The organism is Rathayibacter sp. AY1F3, from assembly GCF_002931975.1.
Lineage (GTDB): Bacteria > Actinomycetota > Actinomycetes > Actinomycetales > Microbacteriaceae > Rathayibacter.
In genome coordinates, this window is sequence record NZ_PSVF01000009.1 from 91,779 (window position 1) to 115,575 (window position 23,797).

The following is a 23,797-nucleotide window of genomic DNA, read 5'->3' on the forward strand; positions in this document are numbered from 1 at the left end:
CCACCGCGGAAGGCGCGGATCCGACGGCACGTGCGCGGCATTCAGCCCAGGACGCCGATCAGGACCGCCGACACGGCGACGGTCGCCGCGAGCCCGGTCGTCCGCGAGCGGCGGCGCGCCGGATCCTCGAACCACGGCAGCCCGCCCCAGCGCAGCACGGCGCCGGCCGCCCCGGCCGCGGTGAGAGCCACCAGCGCGGCCCAGGGGAGCAGCGTCAGCGCCGACCAGTCGACGAGCGCCCGCCCGAGCAGCAGCACGGCGACGGCCTCGACGCCGCGGGCGAGCGTCCGGACGCGGTCGCGGTCGAGGAACCCGGCCGCCCGGCGCCGGGGGACGCTCCCCAGGGCGAAGCGGCCGACGGTGAACGCGACGACGAGCAGGACGAGGATCGAGGCGATCATCACGACTCCTCCCCGGCGCGCTGCAGCAGGCGCAGGCCGAGCTCGTCGACCGAGCTCGCCGTGTCCCCGTTGACGAACACGGCCACGCCGCGCTCGCGGTCCATCGCGAGCATCGTCGAGTAGCCGGAGGTCCCTCCGTTGTGCCAGGTGACGGATCCGCCGTCCTCCGACTCCGAGGTGAACCAGCCGAGGCCGATCCGCGCCCCGTCGGCGTCGAACCGGGGATCCAGGACGCTCGCCGCGGGCACCCCCAGCGCGGGGTCGTCGGTGAGGAGGGCCTGCGCGTAGCGGGCCATGTCCGCCGCCGTGGAGCGGACGCCGCCCGCCGGTGCGTAGCCCGCCATCGTCCACGCGTCGACGGACCGCCCGCTCGCCGAGAAGCCGGTCGGCGCGTCGGCGGGGAGGGCGTCCGCGGTCTCCGGGACGGAGGTCGCGGTCATCCCGAGCGGATCGAGGACGCGCTCGCGGAGGAGGTCGGCGTAGTCGCGGCCCTCGGCACGGGCGAGCGTCTGGCCCAGCACCGCCGCACCGAGGTTCGAGTAGGCGTGCACGTGCTCGCCCTGGTCCGCCTCGGCGGCCTGCCGGAGGACGTCGTCGGCCGACCAGCCCGCGTAGGGGTCCGTGCCGCGCAGCTGGGCGGCGAGCGTCGAGGCGAGGTCGCCGACACCGGTGGGGAGGCGCGGCAGGCCGGAGCGGTGGGTCGCCAGCTCCTCGAGCGTCCCGGTGAAGCCGCCGACGTCGGCGTGCTCCGCGGCGGGGTCCTCGAGCCCGACCGTCCCCTCGGAGGCGCTCCGGGCGAGGAGGAGCGCGGTCATCGTCTTCGTGACCGATCCGATCTCGACCTCGGTCCGCTCGTCGGCTCCGAGTCCGCCGTAGCGCACGCCGTCGGGCGTGATCACGGCGGCGACGAGGTGGTTCCGCGCGCCGTCTCCGACGTCGGTCCGGAGCCACCCGGCGATCTCGGCGTCGCCGGTCGCCTCGGTCGAGAGGGTGGGAGCGGAGGGACGGAGCAGCACTCCGCCGAGCAGGACGACGGCCGCGGCGGAGGCGGCGGCGAGGGCGAGGCGGCGGCGGGTCATCGGGGTCCTCCGGAGGCGAGCAGGATCACGAGCAGGGGGACGAGGCGCTCCGGCGGGACGCCGTAGCGACCGCGGCCGCGCGCCTCCAGCCAGCCGGCGGCGACCAGCTGGTTGACGTGGTGGTAGATCTGCCCGGTGGTGCCCGCGCCCTCGCTCTCGGCCAGCTGCGCGACGGTCTCGACTCCGCCGGCCACCGCCTGCAGGAACCGCAGACGCACGGGGCTGCCCAGCGCGGCGAGCGCGGTCGGCCCGGGGCTCGCTCCCCAGTCGCGCTCGAAGAACGCGTCGGTGCTGAGGCCGTACTGCCACTCGACGGGGCCGGCCGGAGTGGCGACCGAGCCGGCGAAGACGACTCCGCCGGGAGAGGGCAGGCGCTCGCGGAGAGCGGTCAGGGCCCAGAGCGGATCGTCGGCGGCGGGCGCGGCGGGGGTGTCGGCGCGCTCGAGGCGGTCCAGCCGCGCTCGGAGCTCGTCGACCTCGCCGGCGAGGTCTCGGGAGGAGGTCATGGCTCCACTATTGCAAACATTCCGTAATCACGGAACTCCGGAGCTGAGCCGGTACCGCAGGAGTCGCGGTGGTCCAGCTCGACCACCGCGACTCCTGCGGACTCGGATCGCCCGGAGGCTCAGCCGAAGTGGCGCGGCAGCACGGCGCCGTTCACCGAGCGCAGCTCGTCCAGCGGCAGCGTGAAGAGGCCCTGCACCTCGACCGCGGGGGTCGCCGCGTCGGTCACGCCGATGCGCAGCACCGGGTAGCCCCGGCCCTCGCAGAGCCCGCGGAACTTCACGTCGTCCTCGCGCGGCACCGACACGAGCACGCGGCCGGTCGACTCCGAGAACAGCGCGGCCGTCGCGTCGACGCCGTCGCGCTCCATCAGCTCGTCGAGCCAGATGCGCGCCCCGACGCCGAAGCGCATCGCGGACTCGGCCAGCGCCACCACGAGCCCGCCGTCGGCGAGGTCGTGGGCGGAGGCGATGAGCGACTCCTTCGCGCCCGCCGAGATCAGCTCGGCCAGCGCGCGCTCGGCGCCCAGGTCGAGCTGCGGGGGCAGCCCGCCGAGGTGGTCGTGGATCGTGCCGGCCCACGCCGAGCCGTCGAGCTCGTCGCGGGTGGTGCCGAGGAGGTAGAGGTTGTCGCCCTCGTCCTGCCAGCCGGAGGGGATGCGGCGCGCGACGTCGTCGATCACGCCGAGGACGCCGACGACCGGGGTCGGGAAGATCGGCACGTCGCCGGTCTGGTTGTAGAACGAGACGTTGCCGCCGGTGACGGGGATCTCGAGCTCGAGGCAGGCGTCGGCGAGCGCGCCCACGGCCTCGCGGAACTGCCACATCACCTCGGGGTTCTCGGGGCTGCCGAAGTTGAGGCAGTCCGAGACGGCGACCGGGGTCGCTCCGGTGACGGCGACATTGCGGAACGCCTCCGCCAGCGCCAGGCGGGCGCCCTGCGCCGGGTCGAGCTGGCACCAGCGCCCGTTCGCGTCGGTCGCGACCGCGAAGCCGAGGCCCGACTCCTCGTCGACGCGGACCATGCCGCCGTCGTCGGGATAGCTGAGCGCGGTGTTGCCGAGCACGTAGCGGTCGTACTGCGAGGTGATCCAGCTCTTGTCGGCGAGGTTCGCCGAGCCCAGGAGCGCCAGGGTCTCGGCGCGCAGCGCGTCGCCGCCGGTCGAGCGGGGCAGTCGGGAGGAGGAGTCGGCCTGCAGCGCGTCGAGCCAGGAGGGGTACTCGATCGGGCGCTCGTAGACCGGGCCGTCGACCGCGACGGTGCGCGGGTCGACGTTGACGATCTCCTCGCCGTGCCAGTTGATGATGAGGCGGCCGGAGTCGGTGACCTCGCCGAGCACGCTGGTCTCGACGTCCCACTTGCCGACGACCTCGAGGAACGCGTCGAGCTTCTCGGGCGTGACGACGGCCATCATCCGCTCCTGCGACTCCGACATGAGGATCTCCTCCGCCGTGAGCGAGGGGTCGCGCAGCAGCACCGAGTCGAGCTCGATGAACATGCCGCCGTCGCCGTTGGAGGCCAGCTCCGAGGTGGCGCACGAGATGCCCGCGGCGCCCAGGTCCTGGATGCCCTCGACGAGGTCCTTGCGGAACAGCTCGAGGCAGCACTCGATGAGCACCTTCTCGGCGAACGGGTCGCCGACCTGCACCGCGGGACGCTTGGTCGGTCCGCCGTCGGCGAAGGTGTCGGAGGCGAGGATCGACGCGCCGCCGATGCCGTCGCCTCCGGTGCGCGCCCCGAACAGCACGACCTTGTTGCCGACGCCGCGGGCGTTCGCGAGGTGCAGGTCCTCGTGGCGGAGGACGCCGACGGCCAGCGCGTTGACGAGCGGGTTGCCCTGGTAGACCGAGTCGAAGTAGGTCTCGCCGCCGATGTTCGGCAGGCCGAGGCAGTTGCCGTAGAAGGAGATGCCGGCCACGACGCCGTGCACCACGCGCGCGGTGTCGGGGTCGTCGATCGCCCCGAAGCGCAGCGCGTCCATGACCGCGACCGGCCGAGCGCCCATCGAGATGATGTCGCGGACGATGCCGCCGACCCCCGTCGCCGCACCCTGGAAGGGCTCGATGTAGCTCGGGTGGTTGTGGCTCTCGATCTTGAAGGTGACGGCCCAGCCCTCGCCGACGTCGACCACTCCGGCGTTCTCGCCCATGCCGACCATGAGGTTCTTCTTCATGGCGGGGGAGACCTTCTGCCCGAACTGGCGGAGGTACATCTTCGACGACTTGTAGGAGCAGTGCTCGCTCCACATCACCGAGTACATCGCGAGCTCGCCGCTCGTGGGGCGGCGGCCGAGGATCTCGCGGATGCTCGCGTACTCGTCGGGCTTGAGTCCGAGGGCCGCGTAGGGCTGCTCCCGCTCGGGCGTCGCCTCCGCGTTCGCAGTGGTGTCGGGAACGGCGGTGCGGCTGTCTGCCATGTGCTGGAGGCTCCAGGGGAGGGGGACGGGATGCGCGTCGATCCTACCCGCCGCGGTCGCCGCGGCCCGGGCCCTCCGGTGGAGCGGTGCGGGCACCGGCGCCTAGGATCGGGCGGGTGAAGCGGGCGGCTCTGATCGGGACCGTGCTGTGGGGGCTCTACCAGTGCTTCGGGAACCTCGGAGCGGCGAACATCTCGTCGGACGAGCCCGTGTACCTCGCCGCGGGGTGGGACTACCTGCACGGCGACGTGAGCGCGAACCTCGAGCATCCGCCGACGGCGAAGTACCTGATCGGGCTCGCGCAGGTGCTGCTCGGCGAGGGGCTGCTCGCGGGCAGGATCGCCGCCGGCGCGGCCGCGTTCCTCACCGGGGTGGTGCTCTGGCTCTGGTTCCGGCGCGAGCTCGGCCCGACGCTCGCGCTCGTCCCGGCCGGCCTGTTCCTCCTCCTCCCGCGCACCGCCGTGGGCGCCGGCACCCGGATCGACCGCCTCGCGCTCCTGGAGCCGTTCATGGTGCTCTTCGCCGTCGCGGCGATGGCGGCGGCGTGGACCTGGTCGCGCGCCTCACCGGGCAGGCGGAGCGGCTGGCTGATCGCGCTGGCCGGTGCGCTGCTGGCGCTGTCGGTCACCTCGAAGCTGACCACCGCGGTCCTCGCGCCCGTGCTCCTGCTGCCGCTGCTGTGGTCGGGGAGCAGGGCCCGGGCTCTGCGGGGCGGCCTCGCCCTCTCCGTCGCGTTCGTCGTCACCGGGGTGCTCGCCTACCTGCCGGTGCACCCGGTCGAGGCGGTCCGGTACCTGCTCGAGTTCCAGTCCGAGCACAACGCCGACGGCCACCTGATCGAGGTCGCCGGGACCGCGTACGTCTTCCCTCCGTGGTGGGCGAACCTCTGGTTCATGGTCGTCGGCATCGGGCCGGCGGCGCTCGCCGTGCTGCTCCTCGGGACCCTGCTGGCCCTGCTCGCTCCGCGGCGCCGCGCGCTGGTGCTCTACCTGGGCGCCGCGACGCTGCTCCTCCTCGTGTTCCACCTGGCGATCAGCTCGGTCGCGCTGCCGCACTACTACGCGGCGTGGGCGTGGCTCCTCTGCGCGCTGGCGGGCATCGGCATCGCGGAGGCGCTCCGCGGCGGGATCGTGCTGCCCGTGCCCCTCGCCCGCGGCGCCGGCGCGGTGCTGCTGGCCGCCTCCCTCGTGATCGCGATCGCCACCTCGGCGGGGATCGCCCAGGAGCGGCCGACCGGGATCGCGCGGGTGGCCGACGTGCTGCGCGAGCGCGGCCTCGACGGCGGCCTGGTCCTCGCGCAGGGCATGTCCTCGGGCGTCTACGTGCCCTACATCGGCGATCGGGTGACCACCGATCCGTCGTCAGCCGGGATCGTCGCCATCGCGATCGAGCGGTCGGCGCGCTTCCCCGTCGATTCGCGCGTGTCCGCCTACCTCGAGTCGGCGCGGCCCGAGACGGTGCGGCTCGACGACCTCACCCTCGTGCTGGTCGACGGACCGCTGCCGTGACCGCTCACTTCGAGCGGCAGGCCCCCGGATCGACGGCGTCCGTCAGCGAGGCGGCCTGCTCGACCACGGGAGTGAGGACCGAGAGCGGGATGGCGTAGCCGACGTTGTCGACGGAGGCGGCCTTGCCGAAGACGACGCCCGACACGGTGCCCTCGAGAGAGAGCAGCGGGCCGCCCGAGTTGCCCTGGTTGACGACGGCGGCGAGGGTCAGCACCTCCCGTGAGGTCGGTGCTCCGTCGACCATCAGCGAGACCGTGGCGTCGGAGGAGATCTCGGCCGAGCCGAGGGTCAGCGGGCCGCCGAAGGGGTAGCCCGCGACCACCGCGTCGTCCCCGGCGGCGACGGCGTCGTCGAGCGGGAGCGGGGAGGCGTCGAGCCCGTCGACGGCGATCACGGCGAGGTCGGCGGCCGGGTCCAGGTAGACGACTCGGCCGGTGCGCGGGGCCTCGCCCGGCGCCTCGACGACCGGCTGCGAGACTCCGCCGACCACGTGCGCGTTGGTGATGACGCGGTCGTCCGAGACGACGAAGCCGCTGCCCGTCACTCCGACGTCGCAGGCCCAGGCCGTGCCGGAGACGCGCACGACCGAGCGGGTGGCGGCGGCGACCTCCGGGTCGTCGGTCGAGACGTCCGGGATCGCGGGCGCCCGGGTCGGAGCGTCGAGCGCCTCGACGACCCAGGACGTGCCCTCGTCGACCACGGTCGACTGCAGCTGGGCGAGGAAGGCGCGGACGGGGGAGGGGGTGAGGTCGTCGATCGTGCGGATGACCGTCGAGCCGGCGACCGAGGTCGTGACGAGGGGGACGCCGAGGAGGGAGACGGCCGAGGTGACGGCGATCCAGACCAGGCCGGAGATCGCGACGCCGGCGACGCCGCCCGCGAGCCGGTCGAGCAGGCCGAGCTTCACGCGGTCGGCTCCGCGGCCGATGACCGCGCCGAGCGCCGCTCCGATCGCGTAGCCGACGCCCAGCAGCAGCACGGCGGTGCCGATCACGGCGAGCAGGCGCCACTCGCTGCCGGCCGTCCACGACGAGACGGCGGGCACGGCGAACGAGGCGCCGATCGCGCCTGCGACGATCCCGGCGAGACCGCCGAGGGTCCGGAGCAGGCCGCGCCGCAGACCGTCGACGAGCGCGCCGATGAGGCTCAGCACGACGATGACGTCGACGATCACGGATGCACCCACGCGGAACTCCTGCCGGTGTCGGGGACGGGTCCTCCAGCATGACCGACGCGGGATGCGCGGACGCCCGGAGGCGGCTGGCAGTCCGCGGCGGCCGCGGATGCGCGGGGGCTGCGGCGGCGGCGCGGGAGCCGGACACCGCCGGCCGCGCACTGCCGCCGAGAGGGCGGTGCCGCCGGGAGGGCGGTGCCCCCTAGAAGAACGAGATGCAGTACGGCGTCGCGATCGGCGCGAACAGGCGGTCCATCCGCCCCGCCTCGCCCGTGACGCGCGCCAGCCCGGCCTTCGCCAGGATCGACGGCCGCACCGAGCCCAGCAGCAGCGAGCCCAGGTCGGCCACGTCCAGCGCGAGCTCGGCCTCGTCCCCGGTGCGCTCCACGGTGGCGGAGCCGCCCGAGGCGGTGAGGCGGTAGCGGCCGTCGGCGAGCCCGAGCCCGTCGGCCACCTCGACGACGACCGAGCCGTCAGCGGTCCACGGCCGGGCCGAGAACGCGGCGGCGACGTCGAGGATCCGCAGCCAGATCAGGTCGCCCACGTGGCTCACCTGCACCACGCGCGCGTCGCGGAGCGCCCAGGTCAGCGGATCGTCCACCGGCGCCATGTCCCAGGTCACCGCGGAGGCGAGGTCGACCGCGCCGAGGTAGCCCCAGAGCGCGAGGTAGGCGTCGGCGCCGGGGGCGACGAGGTCGACGATCTCGAGGGTCTTGTCGTCCTCGGGCCCGACCGCGCGGTAGGTCACGAAGCCGTCGAGCGTCCCCTCCTCGTCGAGGTGGACGGCCGAGCGGACGTCGAGGCCGGGCGTGGTCTCGCCGGACGCGGTGCCGACGGAGTTCGCCTCGTAGCGCGACTGGCGGGTCAGCGAGCCGGGGGTCGACGCTTGGAACGCGGCGAACACCGCGGGGATGCGCGGCTGCAGCCAGCTCGTCGCGACCACCTCGACGCGACCGGCGGGCTCGGTCTGCAGGCCGAAGCGCGGTCCGGTGTCGACGCGGATCGAGCGGGTGAAGGCCGAGCGGCCGAAGCCGAACCGGCGGTAGATGGAGGCCTCGCTCGCCGTGAGCGCGGCGACCGGGGTGCCGGCCTCCTTCGCCAGGCGCAGGTCCTCGGTGATCATCGCGCGCAGGATGCCGCGGCGCCGGTGCGTGGGCCGCACGGTCACCTGCGAGACGAGGTGCGCCGGCAGCTCGCGTCCCCCGCCGACCTGCAGGGCCCCGGGGAACGCCGCGTAGGTGCCGACCGGCACGCCCGCGCCGTCGAGTCCCTCGGGGGCGGAGGAGTCGACGACCGCGGTGAGCACGCGCTGATCAGCGACCATGTGCTCGGCCCAGTCGCGCAGCTTCTCCGGCGTGAACTCCTTCTCGTGGAAGCCCGCGTTGATCGCGGTGGCCCACGCGGCGGTGGCGGCGTCGGGACCGCCCTCGTCGTTCAGGGCGGCGGGGAAGCGGCGGAGGTCGAGACCGGTGAGAGGCATCCGTCCAGCCTATTCACCCGGGGTGCGCGGGGGCTGAACCGATGCGCGAACGGTCACCGCGACGGGCGCGCCCGTAACGCGGACCGCCGTCAGAGCACGGTCCACCGCTTCTCGAGCGCCGCGTCCACCGCCTCCGCGAGCTCGTCCAGCCGCCGGGAGTCGAGGCGCCCCGGGTCCGCGGCCGTCCGGATCCGCCCGCTCATCGCCGCGATCGCCGAGAGCCGCCGCGGCAGGGTCGCGGTGAACGCGCAGTCGCGCAGCAGCACAAGCAGCTCGTCCGCCCGGCCCTGCGCCTCCGCGAGGACCTCGAGCCGCCGCTCGAACGGCGACTCCGGGACCGTCACGCGCAGGAACCCGTCCGGATCCTGGAACGCCGCCGGCGGATCCGGGACCCGCGCGAGCAGCGCCAGTGCGGCGCCCAGCTCGTCCAGACCGCCCTCGTGCGCCAGCTCCCGCAGCCGCGAGTCCACGTCCTCGGCCGGCCCCGCCCCGAGCTCCACCGTCCGCAGCACGAGCGCGTCGAGCCGGCGCTCCTCCTCCTCGCCCGGGACCGACGGAGTCGCCGACCACCACGAGAGCACCGGAGTCGCGGCCACCGCGTGCTCGCCGATCCGCCGCTCCAGCGCGATCAGCAGGTCCTCCCGCGCGGCGAGCGCCACCAGCGCGTCCACGTCGACGTGGAGCAGGGTGCCCGAGGCGGGCGGCGCCACCAGCCGGCGTCCGGAGGGAGGGACGGTCTCCGCCCGCGTCCTCGCCCCGGGTCCGCGCTCGCTCGCCCGCAGGATCTCCTCCTCGAGGGTCCGCCGGGGTCGTCGTCGTCCGCTTCCGCGCGCCATGCCGTCACGCTACCGTCGGCCGCATGACCCGGTTCCTCGCCCTCCTCCGCGGAGTGAACGTCAACGGCCGCACCGTCCGCAGCGCCGAGCTCGCCGAGACGGTCGCCGGGATCGGCGTGGACCGGGTGCGGACGGTCCTCGCGAGCGGCAACGCGGCCTTCGACTCCGATCGCCCGGCCGCCGAGCTGAAGCCCGCGCTCGAGGCGGCGCTCGCCGAGCGGTTCGGCTACGACGCCTGGATCGTGCTCGTGACGCAGGAGGCGCTCGCCGCGGTGCTCGCCGCCTACCCGTTCCCGCGGATCAACGAGGAGGCGCATCCGTACGTCGTCTTCGGCTCGGACGAGGAGGCGCTCGACGCCGCGCAGGCCGCGATCGGCGAGCCGGATCCGGCGGTCGAGCTCGTCGCCCGGGGTGCCGGTGTCCTCTACTGGCGCTGCCCGCGCGGCTCCTCGACGGACACTCCGGTCGCGCGGATCCTCGCCCGCTCCGCCTACCGCTCGAGCACCACGACCCGGAACCTGCGCACCGTCGAGAGGCTCGCGACGGCCTGACGTCCGCGGCCGTGGCAGGGCCGTCTCCGGGCTCCGCGAGCGGCACCTCGGGGCGCCTCCGACCTCGGGAGGCGAGGAATCGGGGCTGAGAGCACGCACATTCTTTGGTTAGGCTGTCCTTAGTGCCGGTCCACTCGGACCCTGCGCCGCCTCCCGCACAGCCTCTCGAAAGGGACCCATGCCCCGCGCCACCACGCCCCTCGCCCTGCTCGCCGCCACCGCGCTGACGATCGGCCTCGCCGGCTGCAGCGGCTCGGCCGCCGGAGACGACGCCGCCGCCGACAGCGGCTTCACGCCGATCACGATCGAGCACGCTCTCGGCACCACCACCATCGAGTCGGCGCCCGAGCGCGTGGCGACGGTCAACTGGGCCAACCACGAGGTCCCGCTCGCGCTGGGCGTGGTCCCCGTGGGCATGGCCGCCGCCAACTTCGGCGACGACGACGGCGACGGGCTCCTCCCCTGGGTGAGCGAGAAGCTCGACGAGCTCGGCGCCGAGACCCCCGTCCTCTTCGACGAGACCGACGGCATCGACTTCGAGGCCGTCTCGGACACGGACCCGGACGTCATCCTCGCCGCCTACTCCGGCCTCACGCAGGAGGACTACGACACCCTGAGCGAGATCGCCCCCGTCGTCGCCTACCCCGAGACCGCCTGGGGCACCTCCTGGCGCGACATGATCACGCTGAACAGCGAGGCGATGGGCAGGGCCGACGAGGGCGCCGCGCTGATCACCGAGCTCGAGGGCGAGATCGAGGAGAAGGTCGCCGCGCACCCGCAGCTGGCCGGCACCTCGGCGATGTTCCTCACCCACGTCGACCCGACGGACCTCAGCCAGGTCAGCTTCTACACCTCGCACGACACCCGCCCCGCGTTCTTCGAGGACCTCGGCATGGCCACTCCGGGCAGCATCGCGACCGCCTCCGCCGCGACCGACAAGTTCTCGCTCACGCAGAGCGCCGAGCAGGCCGACGCGTTCAGCGACGTCGACGTGATCGTCACCTACGGCGACGACGAGCTCGTGAGCACCCTCAAGGCCGACCCGCTGCTGTCGCAGATCCCCGCGGTCGCCGACGACGCCATCGTGCGCCTGCCCTCCACCCCGCTCGGCACCGCCGCCAACCCGACGCCGCTCTCGATCTCGTGGGTCCTCGACGACTACCTGGACCTGCTCGACGAGGCCGCCGCCAAGGCCGCGCAGAGCACTCCGGCCGCCTGAGCCGGGACCCGACCCGCGTGACCCTCGCCGCTCCTCCCGCCGCCTCGGGCGTCGCCGCCGTGCGCCGCCCGAGGCGGCTGCGCGCCCTCTGGCTGCTCGCGGCCGTGGCCGTGCTGCTCGCCGCCGCCGTGGTCTCGGTGCTGGTGGGGTCGCGGGAGGTGGCGTGGAGCGACGTCGTCGCCGCGTTCGGCGGGTCCACGGACGGATTCGCGCAGGCCGCGGTCGCCAAGCGCATCCCGCGCACCGTGCTCGCCGCGATCGCGGGCGCGGCCCTCGGCGTCGCCGGCGTGCTGATGCAGGGGGTGACCCGCAATCCGCTGGCCGACCCCGGCATCCTCGGGGTGAACACCGGAGCCTCGCTCGCGGTCGTGACGGGCATCGTCTTCTTCGGACTGACGAGCTCCGCCGCCTACGTCTGGGTCGCGATCGGCGGGGCCGCGGTCGCCGCGGTCTTCGTCTACACGGTCGGGTCGCTCGGGCGCGGCGGCGCGACTCCGCTCAAACTCGCCCTGGCCGGGGCCGCCACCTCGGCCGCGCTGGTCTCGGTGATCAGCGCGATCGTCCTGCCGCGCGCCGACATCGCGGGCGGCATCCGCTCCTGGCAGATCGGCGGAGTGGGCGGCGCCACGTCCGCGAGCATCGCGCAGGTGCTCCCCTTCCTCCTGGCCGGCCTCGTCCTCTGCGCGCTCTCGGCCAAGAGCCTCAACACCCTCGCGCTCGGCGACGAGCTCGCCGCGGGCCTGGGGGAGCGGGTCGCCCTCGCGCGCGGCGGGGCCGCCCTGGGCGCGGTCGTGCTCTGCGGAGCGACGACCGCGGTCACGGGGCCCATCGGCTTCGTCGGCCTGGTCGTCCCGCACGCCTGCCGCCTCCTCGTCGGCGTGGACCACCGCTGGCTGCTGCCGTTCTCGGCGGTGACCGGCGCCGTGCTCCTGATCGCGGCGGACATCGTCGGCCGCGTCGTCGCGCGCCCGAGCGAGATCGACGTGGGCATCGTCACCGCGTTGGTCGGCGCCCCGGTGTTCATCGCGATCGTCCGCCGCCAGAAGGTGCGCGAGCTGTGACCGCGCTGCTCGAGGCGCCCTCCGCCACCGCCCGCGCCGTCGCGGCCGGCCGCCGCCGCCGCGGGGCCCGCCGCCGGGTCGTCGTCGCCGTCCTCGCGGTCCTGATCGCGGCCGTCCTCGCCGTCTCCCTGCTGGTCGGCCAGACCGTCTACTCGCCCGACGAGGTGCTGCGCGTGATCCTCGGCGAGCAGGTCCCCGGGGCGAGCTTCACCGTCGGGCGCCTCCGCCTCCCGCGCGCCGTCCTCGCCCTGCTGGTGGGCCTGTGCTTCGGGCTCGGCGGAGTGAGCTTCCAGACCATGCTCCGCAACCCGCTCGCCAGCCCCGACATCATCGGGATCAGCGCCGGGGCGAGCGCCGCCGCGGCCTTCGCGATCGTGACGCTCTCGCTCGGGGCGGCGCAGGTCTCGGCCCTCGCGATCGTCGCGGGACTCGTGGTCGCCCTGCTCGTCTACGCCCTGTCCTACCGCAGCGGAGTCGCCGGCACCCGGCTGATCCTGATCGGCATCGGGGTCGCCGCGATGCTCGACTCCCTCACCGCCTACGTGCTCTCGCAGGCCGCCGCGTGGGACCTGCAGGAGGCGTCCCGCTGGCTCACCGGGAGCCTCAACGGCGCGAGCTGGAGCGAGGTGGTGCCGGTCCTCGCCGCGGTCGTCGTCCTCACCCCCGTCCTGCTCTCCCGCTCGCGCGACCTCTCCGCCACGCAGCTCGGCGACGACACCGCCTCCGCGCTCGGCATCCGCGTGAACGCCACCCGCCTCGTCGTGATCGTCGCGGCGGTCGGGCTGATCGCCTTCGCGACCGCCGCCGCCGGCCCGATCGCGTTCGTGGCCTTCCTCTCCGGTCCGATCGCCGCCCGCCTGATCGGGCCCGGCGCGTCGCTCCTCATCCCCTCGGCCCTCGTCGGCGCGCTGCTCGTGCTCGTCGCCGACTTCGTCGGGCAGTTCGGGCTGGGCCTGCGCTACCCGGTCGGAGTGGTCACCGGCGTCCTCGGGGCGCCGTACCTCGTCTACCTCATCGTCCGCAGCAACAGAGCGGGAGGCTCACTGTGACCACCGCGCACACACTGACGGCCGAGGGGGTCACCCTCGGCTACGGCGACCGGACGGTCGTCGACGGCCTCGACCTCGTCGTCCCGCCCGGCCGCATCACCGCGATCGTCGGAGCGAACGCCTGCGGCAAGTCGACGCTCCTGCGCTCGATGTCGCGCCTGCTCGCGCCCCGCTCCGGCGCCGTGCTGCTCGACGGCAGGGCCGTGCACCGGACGCCGGCGAAGCAGCTCGCCCGCACGCTCGGCCTCCTCCCGCAGTCGCCGATCGCCCCGGAGGGCATCACCGTCGCGGATCTCGTCGGCCGCGGCCGCCATCCGCACCAGGGGATGCTGAGCCGTTGGAGCGCCCACGACGACGAGGCCGTCGCGACCGCGCTCGACGCGACCGACACCGCCGCCCTGGCCGACCGCTCCGTCGACGAGCTCAGCGGCGGGCAGCGCCAGCGCGTCTGGATCGCGATGGCCCTCGCGCAGGAGACCGACGTGCTGCTGCTGGACGAGCCGACCACCTTCCTCGACGTCAGTCACCAGATCGAGGTGCTCGACCTGCTCGTCGACCTCAACCGCACCCGCGGGACGACGGTGGTGATGGTGCTGCACGACCTCAACATGGCCGCCCGCTACGCCGACCACCTCGTGGCCATCGCGTACGGCGCGGTGCACGCCTCCGGCACCCCGGCCGCGGTGCTCACCGAGGAGACGGTGCTCGCCGTGTTCGGCCTCGACAGCCGCATCATCACCGACCCGACCTCGGGCACCCCGCTGATGCTCCCCCTCGGGCGGCACCGCCTCGCCCCCGAGCGGATCGACGCCCCCGGCGGCGCGCAGATGACGGACGTGTAAACGGTTCCACACGGCGGCCGGGGGGGCGTATACGATACCTGCAGTCCGCGGCGGACGACCGTCATCGGCGGAACCGCCGAACGCCTGCCCCCGATCAGAGGTCCTCCCCGCCGTGACTGCATCCCCGACGCGCCCCGACGCCTCCGCCCTCCGCGGCGTCCGCGCGCTCCTGTTCGACCTCGACGGCGTGCTCACGCCGACCGCCGACGTCCACATGCAGGCCTGGTCGCGGCTGTTCACGGAGTACCTCTCCTCGCGCGGGATCGCCGAGGGCTACACCGACGCCGACTACTTCCGGTACATCGACGGACGCCCGCGGTACGACGGCGTCCGGGCGCTCCTCGCCTCGCGCGGCATCACCCTCCCCGAGGGCGCGCCCGAGGACGACCCGTCGCTCGAGACCGTCTGCGGGCTCGGCAACCGCAAGAACGACGCCTTCAACCGCACCCTCGCCGAGACCGGCGTCGCTCCCTACCCGGGCTCGCTCCGCTTCGTCGACGCCGCGATCGCCGCGGGCGTGCAGGTCGCCGTCGTCACTTCCTCCCGCAACGGCGTGCCGGTGCTCGAGGCGGCCGGCCTCCGCGACCGCTTCGAGGTCGTCGTGGACGGGCTCCTCGCCGCCGAGCGCTCGATCGCCGGCAAGCCCGCGCCCGACACCTACCTCTACGCGGCCGAGCTCCTCGGCCTCCCGGCCGCCGAGTGCGCCGTCCTCGAGGACGCGCACTCCGGAGTCGCGGCAGGCCGCGCGGGCGGCTTCGGCCTCGTCGTCGGCGTCGACCGCGGAGTCGGGGCCGACACCCTGCTCGAGCACGGCGCCGACCTGGTCGTGGACGACCTGGCCGAGCTGCTCCCCTTCCTCCCCACCGCTCCCGCCCCCGAGGACGCCGCATGAACCCCATCACCTCCGACCCGCTCGACCGGAACCGCTTCCCGATCGACGAGTGGGCCCTCGTCGAGACCGAGTTCGCCTCCGAGCTGCAGGGCCGCACCGAGACGCTCTTCGCCACCGGCAACGGCTACCTCGGCCTCCGCGGCAACGTGGAGGAGGGGCGTGACGGCTACGCCTACGGCACCTTCATCAACGGGTTCCACGAGACCTGGCCCATCCGCCACGCGGAGGAGGCGTTCGGCTTCGCCCGCGTCGGCCAGACCATCGTCAACGTGCCGGATGCCAAGATCATCCGCCTCTACGTCGACGACGAGCCCTTCGTGCTGAGCGAGGCCGACGTCCTCGCCTACTCGCGCCGCCTCGACTTCGCGAACGGCGTGCTCACCCGCGAGCTGGAGTGGCGCACCCCCTCCGGCAAGCGAGTCCTGATCCGCTCGCGCCGTCTGGTCTCCTTCACCGACCGGCACCTCGCGATCCTCGACTACGAGGTCGAGATGCTCGACCACGACGCGTCCGTGCTGATCTCGAGCCAGATCCTCAACCGCCAGGACGGCGTCGACGAGTACCACGCCCCCTCCGGCAGCGAGGGGGCCGGCTTCGACCCGCGCAAGGCGGAGTCGTTCGAGGACCGCGTGCTCCAGCCGCGCCTCAAGCGCGTCAGCGGCACCCGCTACCTCCTCGGCTACCGGACCACCAACTCCCAGATGACCGTCGCCTGCGGCGCCGAGCACCAGCTCGAGACCGAGAACGAGTGGGACCAGACCTCCCAGATCGACGACGACCTCGCCAAGCACGTCTACCGCGTGAAGGCCAAGGCCGGCCGGCCGGTCCGCCTGGTCAAGACGCTGACCTACCACACCTCCCGCGGCGTGCCCGTGCGCGAGCTCGCCGACCGCTGCGACCGCACGCTCGACCGCGCCCGCGAGACGCCGGTCGAGGAGCAGTTCGTCAAGCAGCGCGAATGGCTCGACGACTTCTGGACCCGCTCCGATGTGCAGCTGGACGGCCAGCCCGCGATCCAGCAGGCCACCCGCTGGAACCTCTTCCAGCTCGCCCAGTCCACCGCCCGCACCGACGGCGGCGGAGTCGCGGCGAAGGGCGTCTCGGGCTCCGGCTACGGCGGCCACTACTTCTGGGACACCGAGGTCTACGTCCTCCCGTTCCTCAGCTACACGGCGCCCCTCGTCGCCAGGAACGCCCTGCGCTTCCGGCAGAACATGCTCGAGGCCGCCCGGGCTCGCGCCTCCGAGCTCAACCAGCGCGGCGCGCTCTTCCCCTGGCGCACCATCAACGGGCAGGAGTCGTCGGCGTACTACGCCGCCGGCACCGCTCAGTACCACATCGACGCCGACATCTCCTACGCGCTCATGCAGTACGTGGGTGCCACGGGCGACGACGACTTCCTCGCCCGCGGAGCGATCGACATCCTCGTCGAGACCGCGCGGATGTGGGCCGATCTGGGCTTCTGGCGCAGCAACGGCGACGACCACTTCCACATCCACGGAGTGACGGGGCCGGACGAGTACACGACCGTCGTCAACGACAACCTGTACACGAACGTCATGGCCCGGGCGAACCTCCGCTCGGCCGCCCGCGCCGTCGAGCTGCTGAAGGCCGTCGAGCCCGCCGCGTACGAGCGGATGGCCGACCGCCTCGCTCTCGACGAGGGCGAGGTGCTCGAGTGGGCGCGCGCCGCCGAGAAGATGCACATCCCCTTCGACGCGCGGGCGGGCATCCACCCGCAGGACGCGGCCTTCCTCGAGAAGGAGCTGTGGGACCTCGAGAACACCCCCGCGAGCAAGCGCCCGCTGCTGCTGCACTTCCACCCGCTGGTGATCTACCGCTTCCAGGTGCTCAAGCAGGCCGACGTCGTGCTCGCGCTGCTGCTGCAGGGCAACGAGTTCACCGCCGAGCAGAAGCGCGCCGACTTCGAGTACTACGACGCGCTGACCACCGGCGACTCGACCCTCTCGGCCGTCGTGCAGTCGATCATCGCCGCCGAGGTCGGCTACAGCGACCTGGCCCGCCACTACTTCCTGTCGGCGCTGTTCGTCGACCTCGCCGACCTGCACCGCAACACCGCGGACGGCATCCACGTCGCCTCGACGGGCGGCGTCTGGAGCGCCCTCGTCTACGGCTTCGGCGGGATGCGCGACCACGGCGGCCGGATCACGCTCGATCCGCGCCTTCCCGACGACTGGGACCGCCTCGCCTTCCGCATCACCCTCCACGGCACGCGCGTGCGCGTCGAGGTGACGCAGACCGAGGTCCTGCTGACGGTCGAGACCGGCGACTCCGCCGCGATCACCGTCCGCGACGAGCGCGTGCACGTCGCTGCCGGCAGCCCCGTGCGCGTCCCGCTCACGCACCAGGGCCGCCGCCTGCACGGCGCGCCGACCACGTCCGACATCGAGGGCACCCGCCGCTCCGACGGCACCGTGATCACCGCCTCGATCCCCACCATCTCGATGACTCCGGAGCCCGAGGTCCTGACCGGGCCCTGACCGGCCCCGCGAACATCGCCCATCACGCACGAGACCCCCGGCCGGAACCGGGGGTCTCGTGCGTCGCGGGCGGGCGGAGCCGCCCGGACCGGATACGTCAGGCGGAGGCGAGCAGCGACTTCAGCGCCGACGTGAAGAACGTCAGCCCGTCCACACCCGAGCGCATCGCGGCGGCCGTGTCGGGCCCGAAGCCCTCCTCGACGGCGTGCTCCGGGTGCGGCATGAGCCCCACCACATTGCCGCGGCGGTTGCTGATGCCGGCGATGTCGTTCATGGAGCCGTTCGGGTTGTGGCCGAGGTAGCGGACGACGACGCGTCCCTCCGCCTCGAGCTCGAGCAGCGTGTCGGCCGAGGCGATGTAGCCGCCCTCGCCGTTCTTCAGCGGGATCGTGATCTCCTGGCCGGGCTCGAAGCCGTTCGTCCAGGCGGTCTCGGTGCTCGCGACCATCAGGCGCTGGTCGCGGCAGACGAAGGATCCGATGTCGTTCGCGATCAGGCCGCCGGGCAGCAGGTGCGCCTCGGTGAGCATCTGGAAGCCGTTGCAGATGCCGAGGACCGGGGTCCCGGCGTTCGCCGCGTCGACGACCTCGCGCATGATCGGGGAGTGGGAGGCGATGGCGCCGCAGCGCAGGTAGTCGCCGTAGGAGAAGCCCCCCGGCAGGACGATCGCGTCGACGCCGTCGAGGTCGTGGTCGCCGTGCCACAGCGCGACCGGCTCCGCACCCGCGAACCGGACGGCGCGCTGGGCGTCGCGGTCGTCGAGCGAGCCGGGGAAGGTGATGACGCCGATCCTCATCGGGCGGCCTCCGCCGGGTAGTGGATCCCGACGACGTCCTCGATCACCGAGTTCGAGAGCATCTCGTCGGCGATGCGCTGCACCGAGGCGCGCACCTCGTCGGTCACCTCGTCGACGGTGATCTCGAAGCGCTTGCCCACCCGCACGCCGTGGAGGGCGGAGTGGCCCAGTCGCGCGAGCGCGCCGGCGACGGCCTTCCCCTGCGGGTCGAGCAGCTCGGCCTTGGGCATGACTTCAACGACGATCGTGGGCACCGTGTTCTCCGGAGTCTCGGGGGAGTGCGGTCTTCCGCGCGACCATCGTACCCGCGGGGGTCCCCGCGATCGGCGGCGCTCAGGAGGTCGTGACGCGGATCGCGTTCGCCCAGGGGTCCTCGAAGGCGAGGGTGCGGCCGTCGTCGCGGGTGGCGACTCCGGAGCGGGCCAGCCGCTCGCCGAGCGCGCCGAGGTCGTCGGCGCCGGGCACCACGATCTCCACCTGTCCGAGGCCGAGGGCCTGCTGCCGGCGTCCGGCGCCCGCCGAGTTCCAGGTGTTCATCGCCATGTGGTGGTGGTAGCCGCCCGCCGAGACGAAGAGCGCCTGCCCGCCGTACGCGATCGTCGTCTCGAAGCCGAGCCGGTCGACGTAGAACTCCTTCGCGGTGGCGACGTCGCCCACGCTCAGGTGCACGTGGCCGACGGAGGCGCCGCCGAGGCGCGGCTGCGCGATCGACTCCTCGGTGAGGTGCTCCTGCAGGAACGCCTTCGGGTCGAGGAAGAGCGTGCTCATCTCGATCCGCCCGTGCGTCCACGACCACTGCGTGCGGTCGCGGTCCCAGTAGAGCTCGACGCCGTTGTGCTCGGGGTCGTCGAAGTAGAAGGCCTTGCTGACCAGGTGGTCGGAGCTGCCGGTGAACGAGCCGGGGTGCCGGGTCGCGACGCTGTACACGGCCGCGGCGAGCGCCGCCTCCGATTCGAAGAGGATCGCCGTGTGGAAGAGGCCGGCGCTGCGCGGCGAGGCGTGCACCAGCTCGGGCGCGTGCTGGAGGATCACGGCTGGCACTCCGCCGCGGCCGAGCACCGCGACCGGTCCGTCGTGCGAGAGCAGCTCGAGCGTCACGGCGTCGCGGTAGTAGGCGATCATCCCGTCGAGGTCGGCGACGCGGAGGGTCACCGCGCCCATCGTGGTGTCGGGAGCGAGCAGGTCGGGGGAGGAGGTGGTCACGGCGGAGACGCTACCCGCTTTTGGTTGAAGCTACAACTATTTGGGGAGTCGAGCGCTCATAGGAACCGCATAAGCAGCGTCCAGGCGGCGCGGGGAGGCCGGGCGTGGAATGGGAACCGGTCGCCGTCAGGGGCGGCCCCGGCACGAGGACGACACCATGAACGAGCGACACGAATCCGACGAGCGAGAGCTCACCGACCAGCCCGCCACCACCGAGGCGACGGGCGCCGACGAGGTGCGCGCGCTGCGCGCGGACGACCGCCGTCGTCGTCGTCGTGCGCTGATCGCCGGCGGCCTCGGCCTCGCCGTGCTGATCGGAGTGACAGCAGGCGGAGTCGCCACCGCCGGCCGCACCGAGGCCGCCTCCTCCGCCTCGGCCGGCGCCGCCACGATCGTCTACCCCGGCGGCTCGCGGGGATCCTTCGGCGGCGGGTACGTGATCGTCCCCTCCTGGGGCGGATCGACGCAGGGCGGATCGACGCAGGGCGGCTCCTCCGCGTACGGCTCGACGCAGGGCGGCTCCTCCGCCTCCGAGCCGGCCACCGGCGCGACCGACGCCGTGGCCGCGAGCACCGCGCAGACCGCCGGCGTCGTCACGATCACCTCCGAGCTCACCTACCAGGGCGCCCGCTCGGCCGGCACCGGCATGATCCTCACCTCCGACGGCATGATCCTCACCAACAACCACGTCGTCGAGGGCGCCACCGCGATCTCGGTCACGGTGGAGTCGACGGGCCGCAGCTACACCGCCCGCGTCGTCGGCACCGACGCGACGAACGACGTCGCCGTCCTGCAGCTGGAGGACGCCTCCGGCCTCACCCCCGCCTCGCTCGACACGGACGGGGTCGCTGTGGGCGACACCGTGACCGCCGTCGGCAACGCGGGAGGGACGGGCGACCTGGTCGCCGCCACCGGCACGGTCACGGGTCTCGATCAGCAGATCACCACCCGCTCCGAGTCGGGGATCTCCGCCGAGACGCTGACCGGGCTGATCCAGACCGACGCCGACATCGTCTCCGGCGACTCCGGCGGCCCGCTCGTCGACTCCGCCGGCCGCGTCGTGGGGATGGACACCGCCGCCTCCAGCGGGACGGCCGACATCACCGGCTTCGCGATCCCGATCTCGAAGGCCCTGGACATCGTGGCCACCATCGAGGCGGGCGCCGACACGGCCACCGTCGAGATCGGCTATCCGGCCTTCCTCGGCGTCTCCCTCTCCTCCGGCACCGCGTCGCCGACCTCGCGCGCGCTCGCGACCACCGCGTCCGGCGCCGTGATCGGCGGAGTCGTCGAGGGCGGGCCGGCCGCGCAGGCGGGCCTCGATGCGGGGGACGTCGTCACCGCGGTCGACGGGGTCGCCGTCGCCTCGGCCGACCAGCTGTCCGCCTCGCTCGCGCAGCGCGAGCCCGGGGAGTCGGTGACGATCTCGTGGACCGACACCGCGGGCGCCGCCCGCTCCGCCCAGGTCGTGCTGGTCGAGGGTCCGGTCGCCTGATCGGAGCCTCGGCGGGGCCGCCGGAGCGTTCCCGGCCGTTCACCCGGACGAGCGCGCCACGCCGCCCGTTGTTTTGATCCGCTCAAGACAACTCGGGTAGTGTCCTCGGCATGACGACAGTGGACGAGCGGCTCCGAGCCTCCGGGCTCAAGGTCACCGCCACCCGGCGCGCGGTGCTCCTCGCTCTCGAGGAGCACCCGCACTCCGGGGTCGACGCGGTCCTGGCCCGAGTGCGCGAGGGCCTCCCCGAGGCTTCGGCCCAGGCCGTCTACGGAGTGCTCTCGGCGTTCACCGACGCCGGGATCGTCCGCCGCATCGAGCCGGAGGGCCATCCTCGCCGGTTCGAGCTGCGGGTCGGCGACAACCACCACCACGTGGTGTGCCGGCGCTGCGGGGCCGTGGCCGACGTCGACTGCGTCGTCGGGGAGGCGCCGTGCCTGCATCCGCAGACCGCGAGCGGCTTCGCCGTGGACACCGCCGACGTCACGTTCTGGGGCACCTGCCCCGACTGCCTGGCCCTGGCCCACTGACCGACATCCGCTACACCGCAGCGGCGGGCCCCGTGCCCCTCGCCGACAGGAGGAACATGACCGAGGAACGATTCACCACCACGAACTCCGGAGCACCGGTCGCGAGCGACGACCACTCGCTGAGCGTCGGAGCCGACGGACCCCTCGCGCTCCACGACCACTACCTCGTCGAGAAGCTGGCCCAGTTCAACCGCGAGCGCATCCCGGAGCGGGTCGTCCACGCCAAGGGCGGCGGAGCCTTCGGACGCTTCACCACCACCGCCGACGTCAGCGCCTACACGCGTGCCGCGCTCTTCCAGCCCGGAGTCGAGACCGAGATGCTCGCGCGGTTCTCCACGGTCGCCGGCGAGCAGGGCTCGCCCGACACCTGGCGCGACCCCCGCGGCTTCGCGCTGAAGTTCTACACGAGCGAGGGCAACTACGACCTCGTCGGCAACAACACCCCCGTCTTCTTCATCCGCGACGGCATCAAGTTCCCCGACTTCATCCGCTCGCAGAAGCGCCTGCCCGGCAGCCACCTGCGAGACCACGACATGCAGTGGGACTTCTGGACCCTCTCGCCCGAGTCGGCCCACCAGGTCACGTGGCTCATGGGCGACCGCGGCCTCCCCTCCTCGTGGCGGCACATGGACGGCTTCGGCTCGCACACCTACCAGTGGATCAACGCCGCCGGCGAGCGCTTCTGGGTCAAGTACCACTTCAAGACCGACCAGGGCGTCGAGATCCTGAGCCAGGAGCAGGCCGACCAGATCGCCGGTGAGGACGCGGACTTCCACATCCGCGACCTGTCCTCCGCGATCGACCGCGGCGACTTCCCCTCGTGGACGCTGTCCGTGCAGGTCATGCCGTACGAGGACGCGAAGAGCTACCGGTTCAACCCGTTCGACCTCACCAAGGTCTGGCCCCACGCCGACTACCCGCTGATCGAGGTCGGCACCATGACGCTCGACCGGAACCCCGAGAACTACTTCGCGCAGATCGAGCAGGCGGCGTTCGCCCCCTCGAACTTCGTGCCCGGGATCGCGGCCAGCCCCGACAAGATGCTCCTCGCGCGCATCTTCAGCTACGCCGACGCGCACCGCTACCGCGTGGGGACCAACCACGCGCAGCTGCCGGTGAACGCGCCGAAGTCGCCGGTGCACTCGTACTCGAAGGACGGCCCCATGCGGTTCGACTTCCAGAAGTCCGAGGTGCCCGTCTACGCGCCGAACACGATGGGCGGCGCCCACGCCGATCCCGCCCGGGCGGCGGAGTCGGCCGGCTGGGAGACCGACGGCGAGCTGACGCGCGCCGCGGCGACCCTCCACCCGGAGGACGACGACTTCGGTCAGGCGGGGACGCTCTACCGCGAGGTCCTCGACGACGACGCGCGCGCCCGCCTGGTCGCGAACATCGCCGGCCACGTGTCGAAGGTCACCCGTCCGGAGCTGCGGCAGCGCGTGCTCCAGTACTGGGCGAACGTCGACTCGTCGCTCTCGCAGCGCGTCGCCGAGGCGCTCGAGCCCTCGGCTCCCGGTGCGGACGTCTCCCCCGAGGCGGTCGGCATCGGGGCGTAGTCCCGGCATCCCCTCGAGGAGCGCGCGGTACCGGAGCGATCCGGGCCGCGCGCTCCTCGTCGTTTCCGGGGAGGGTCCTTCCACTCGGTGGAGTCGGATCCCGCGCGCGGGTGCCCGCCTCGGTCCGGTGCAGCCGGCTCGGACCCCGGATCCGCCCGCGGAACCGGGCGCCGACGGAGAGGACCCCCGATCCCGACACGCCCGGGATGTGCGATTTCGGCCCGTCGTTTGACAGCACCGCGATCGCTGCGTAACTTATTCCGAGTCGCCACAAAGGCCGCAGGGAAACGGAAAGAGCAGCAGCTCCTACGTCCCGGCCTCAATCGGGACCATCCACTCGGCAAGACAGCTTTTCGGAGCAGGTCTGCCGCACGGATGTAAAGCCTTCGCAGGATCCCTCGGATCCAGCAACTTCGCCGCCCGGCGCAGGACTCAGGTCCTGAACCGAGCAACGTCGGAGCGCCTACGAGCGTGACGGCATCGCGAAGAAGCCGGATTTGACACGGCCTGCGGATGTGCTAAGTTATACAAGTTGCCACGGCGACAGGGAGAAAGAAACTTCTCCTAGTCTACCGAGAAGACGCGTATGACGCAAGCAACAACATCTTCGATCACTTTCGTTGTGAAGCACCGTTCTGGTGTGGAGGCGGGATGTGTCCGATTCTTGAGAACTCAACAGCGTGCACTATGTTCAATGCCAATTT

Annotated in this window: 21 protein-coding genes; 11 read left to right on the plus strand and 10 right to left on the minus strand. The window is 73.1% G+C overall.

Annotated elements, in window-relative coordinates:
• Positions 1–41: 41 nt before the first annotated feature.
• From C5C39_RS07645 to purL, 4 genes are all read right to left on the minus strand, one after another.
• Positions 42–401, minus strand: coding sequence for a hypothetical protein (locus C5C39_RS07645; protein WP_104353061.1), 360 nt, complete (start codon positions 399–401; stop codon positions 42–44).
• Positions 401–1,480, minus strand: coding sequence for a serine hydrolase (locus C5C39_RS07650; RefSeq protein WP_104353062.1), 1,080 nt, complete (start codon positions 1,478–1,480; stop codon positions 401–403). The genes C5C39_RS07645 and C5C39_RS07650 overlap by 1 nt, the downstream gene beginning before the upstream one ends.
• A complete protein-coding gene (locus C5C39_RS07655; RefSeq protein ID WP_104222749.1) occupies positions 1,477–1,986 on the minus strand; it encodes a helix-turn-helix transcriptional regulator in 510 nt (169 codons plus the stop codon). Before C5C39_RS07655 ends, C5C39_RS07650 begins: the two co-directional genes overlap by 4 nt.
• A gap of 119 nt (positions 1,987–2,105) precedes the next feature.
• A complete protein-coding gene (purL, locus tag C5C39_RS07660) occupies positions 2,106–4,400 on the minus strand; it encodes a phosphoribosylformylglycinamidine synthase subunit PurL (RefSeq protein WP_104353063.1) in 2,295 nt (764 codons plus the stop codon).
• 116 nt (positions 4,401–4,516) lie between these two features.
• Here purL and C5C39_RS07665 point away from each other — a divergent pair, with 116 nt between their 5' ends.
• A complete protein-coding gene (locus tag C5C39_RS07665; RefSeq protein WP_181136346.1) occupies positions 4,517–5,908 on the plus strand; it encodes a glycosyltransferase family 39 protein in 1,392 nt (463 codons plus the stop codon).
• Positions 5,909–5,912: 4 nt separating this feature from the next.
• Here C5C39_RS07665 and C5C39_RS07670 read toward each other — a convergent pair whose 3' ends face one another.
• From C5C39_RS07670 to C5C39_RS07680, 3 genes are all read right to left on the minus strand, one after another.
• Positions 5,913–7,094, minus strand: a complete 1,182-nt coding sequence (locus C5C39_RS07670; RefSeq protein ID WP_258075795.1) for a MarP family serine protease — start codon at positions 7,092–7,094, stop codon at positions 5,913–5,915.
• A 190-nt stretch (positions 7,095–7,284) separates the two neighbouring features.
• Complete coding sequence (locus C5C39_RS07675) at positions 7,285–8,562, minus strand: GNAT family N-acetyltransferase (RefSeq protein WP_104222746.1); 1,278 nt, start codon at positions 8,560–8,562, stop codon at positions 7,285–7,287.
• Between the two features lie 89 nt (positions 8,563–8,651).
• Positions 8,652–9,398: a DUF2254 family protein gene (locus tag C5C39_RS07680; protein ID WP_104353066.1), complete on the minus strand. Its 747-nt coding sequence runs from the start codon at positions 9,396–9,398 to the stop codon at positions 8,652–8,654.
• A gap of 23 nt (positions 9,399–9,421) precedes the next feature.
• Between C5C39_RS07680 and C5C39_RS07685 the strand changes: the two genes are divergently transcribed.
• The 7 genes from C5C39_RS07685 to C5C39_RS07715 all read left to right on the plus strand — a co-directional run bounded on the left by C5C39_RS07685 (position 9,422) and on the right by C5C39_RS07715 (position 17,513).
• Positions 9,422–9,949 (plus strand): DUF1697 domain-containing protein, encoded by a 528-nt coding sequence (locus tag C5C39_RS07685; RefSeq protein ID WP_104353067.1) that lies wholly within the window; start codon positions 9,422–9,424, stop codon positions 9,947–9,949.
• 178 nt (positions 9,950–10,127) lie between these two features.
• Complete coding sequence (locus C5C39_RS07690) at positions 10,128–11,168, plus strand: iron-siderophore ABC transporter substrate-binding protein (RefSeq protein WP_104222743.1); 1,041 nt, start codon at positions 10,128–10,130, stop codon at positions 11,166–11,168.
• A gap of 17 nt (positions 11,169–11,185) precedes the next feature.
• A complete protein-coding gene (locus tag C5C39_RS07695) occupies positions 11,186–12,229 on the plus strand; it encodes an iron ABC transporter permease (RefSeq protein ID WP_104353068.1) in 1,044 nt (347 codons plus the stop codon).
• Positions 12,226–13,278: an iron chelate uptake ABC transporter family permease subunit gene (locus C5C39_RS07700; protein WP_258063477.1), complete on the plus strand. Its 1,053-nt coding sequence runs from the start codon at positions 12,226–12,228 to the stop codon at positions 13,276–13,278. The genes C5C39_RS07695 and C5C39_RS07700 overlap by 4 nt, the downstream gene beginning before the upstream one ends.
• Positions 13,275–14,120 carry an ABC transporter ATP-binding protein gene (locus C5C39_RS07705; RefSeq protein WP_104353069.1) on the plus strand — a complete coding sequence of 282 codons (846 nt, stop codon included), beginning with the start codon at positions 13,275–13,277 and terminating at the stop codon, positions 14,118–14,120. The genes C5C39_RS07700 and C5C39_RS07705 overlap by 4 nt, the downstream gene beginning before the upstream one ends.
• Before the next feature lie 112 nt (positions 14,121–14,232).
• On the plus strand, positions 14,233–15,012 hold the full coding sequence (locus C5C39_RS07710) for an HAD family phosphatase (RefSeq protein WP_104222739.1): 780 nt from the start codon (positions 14,233–14,235) through the stop codon (positions 15,010–15,012).
• Positions 15,009–17,513, plus strand: coding sequence for a glycoside hydrolase family 65 protein (locus C5C39_RS07715; protein WP_104222738.1), 2,505 nt, complete (start codon positions 15,009–15,011; stop codon positions 17,511–17,513). The genes C5C39_RS07710 and C5C39_RS07715 overlap by 4 nt, the downstream gene beginning before the upstream one ends.
• A gap of 97 nt (positions 17,514–17,610) precedes the next feature.
• On the opposite strand, the gene purQ is transcribed toward C5C39_RS07715, so the two are convergent.
• From purQ to C5C39_RS07730, 3 genes are all read right to left on the minus strand, one after another.
• On the minus strand, positions 17,611–18,309 hold the full coding sequence (gene purQ, locus C5C39_RS07720) for a phosphoribosylformylglycinamidine synthase subunit PurQ (protein ID WP_104222737.1): 699 nt from the start codon (positions 18,307–18,309) through the stop codon (positions 17,611–17,613).
• Complete coding sequence (gene purS / locus C5C39_RS07725; protein ID WP_104222736.1) at positions 18,306–18,563, minus strand: phosphoribosylformylglycinamidine synthase subunit PurS; 258 nt, start codon at positions 18,561–18,563, stop codon at positions 18,306–18,308. Before purS ends, purQ begins: the two co-directional genes overlap by 4 nt.
• 79 nt (positions 18,564–18,642) lie before the next feature.
• Complete coding sequence (locus C5C39_RS07730; protein WP_104353074.1) at positions 18,643–19,470, minus strand: VOC family protein; 828 nt, start codon at positions 19,468–19,470, stop codon at positions 18,643–18,645.
• Between the two features lie 199 nt (positions 19,471–19,669).
• On the opposite strand from C5C39_RS07730, the gene C5C39_RS07735 reads away from it, so the two are divergent.
• The 3 genes from C5C39_RS07735 (at position 19,670) to C5C39_RS07745 (ending at position 23,093) form a co-directional block, all read left to right on the plus strand.
• Positions 19,670–21,007 (plus strand): S1C family serine protease, encoded by a 1,338-nt coding sequence (locus tag C5C39_RS07735; protein ID WP_104353070.1) that lies wholly within the window; start codon positions 19,670–19,672, stop codon positions 21,005–21,007.
• A 110-nt stretch (positions 21,008–21,117) separates the two neighbouring features.
• A complete protein-coding gene (locus C5C39_RS07740; protein WP_104222735.1) occupies positions 21,118–21,537 on the plus strand; it encodes a Fur family transcriptional regulator in 420 nt (139 codons plus the stop codon).
• Between the two features lie 56 nt (positions 21,538–21,593).
• Positions 21,594–23,093 carry a catalase gene (locus C5C39_RS07745; RefSeq protein WP_104269005.1) on the plus strand — a complete coding sequence of 500 codons (1,500 nt, stop codon included), beginning with the start codon at positions 21,594–21,596 and terminating at the stop codon, positions 23,091–23,093.
• Positions 23,094–23,797 lie beyond the last annotated feature (704 nt).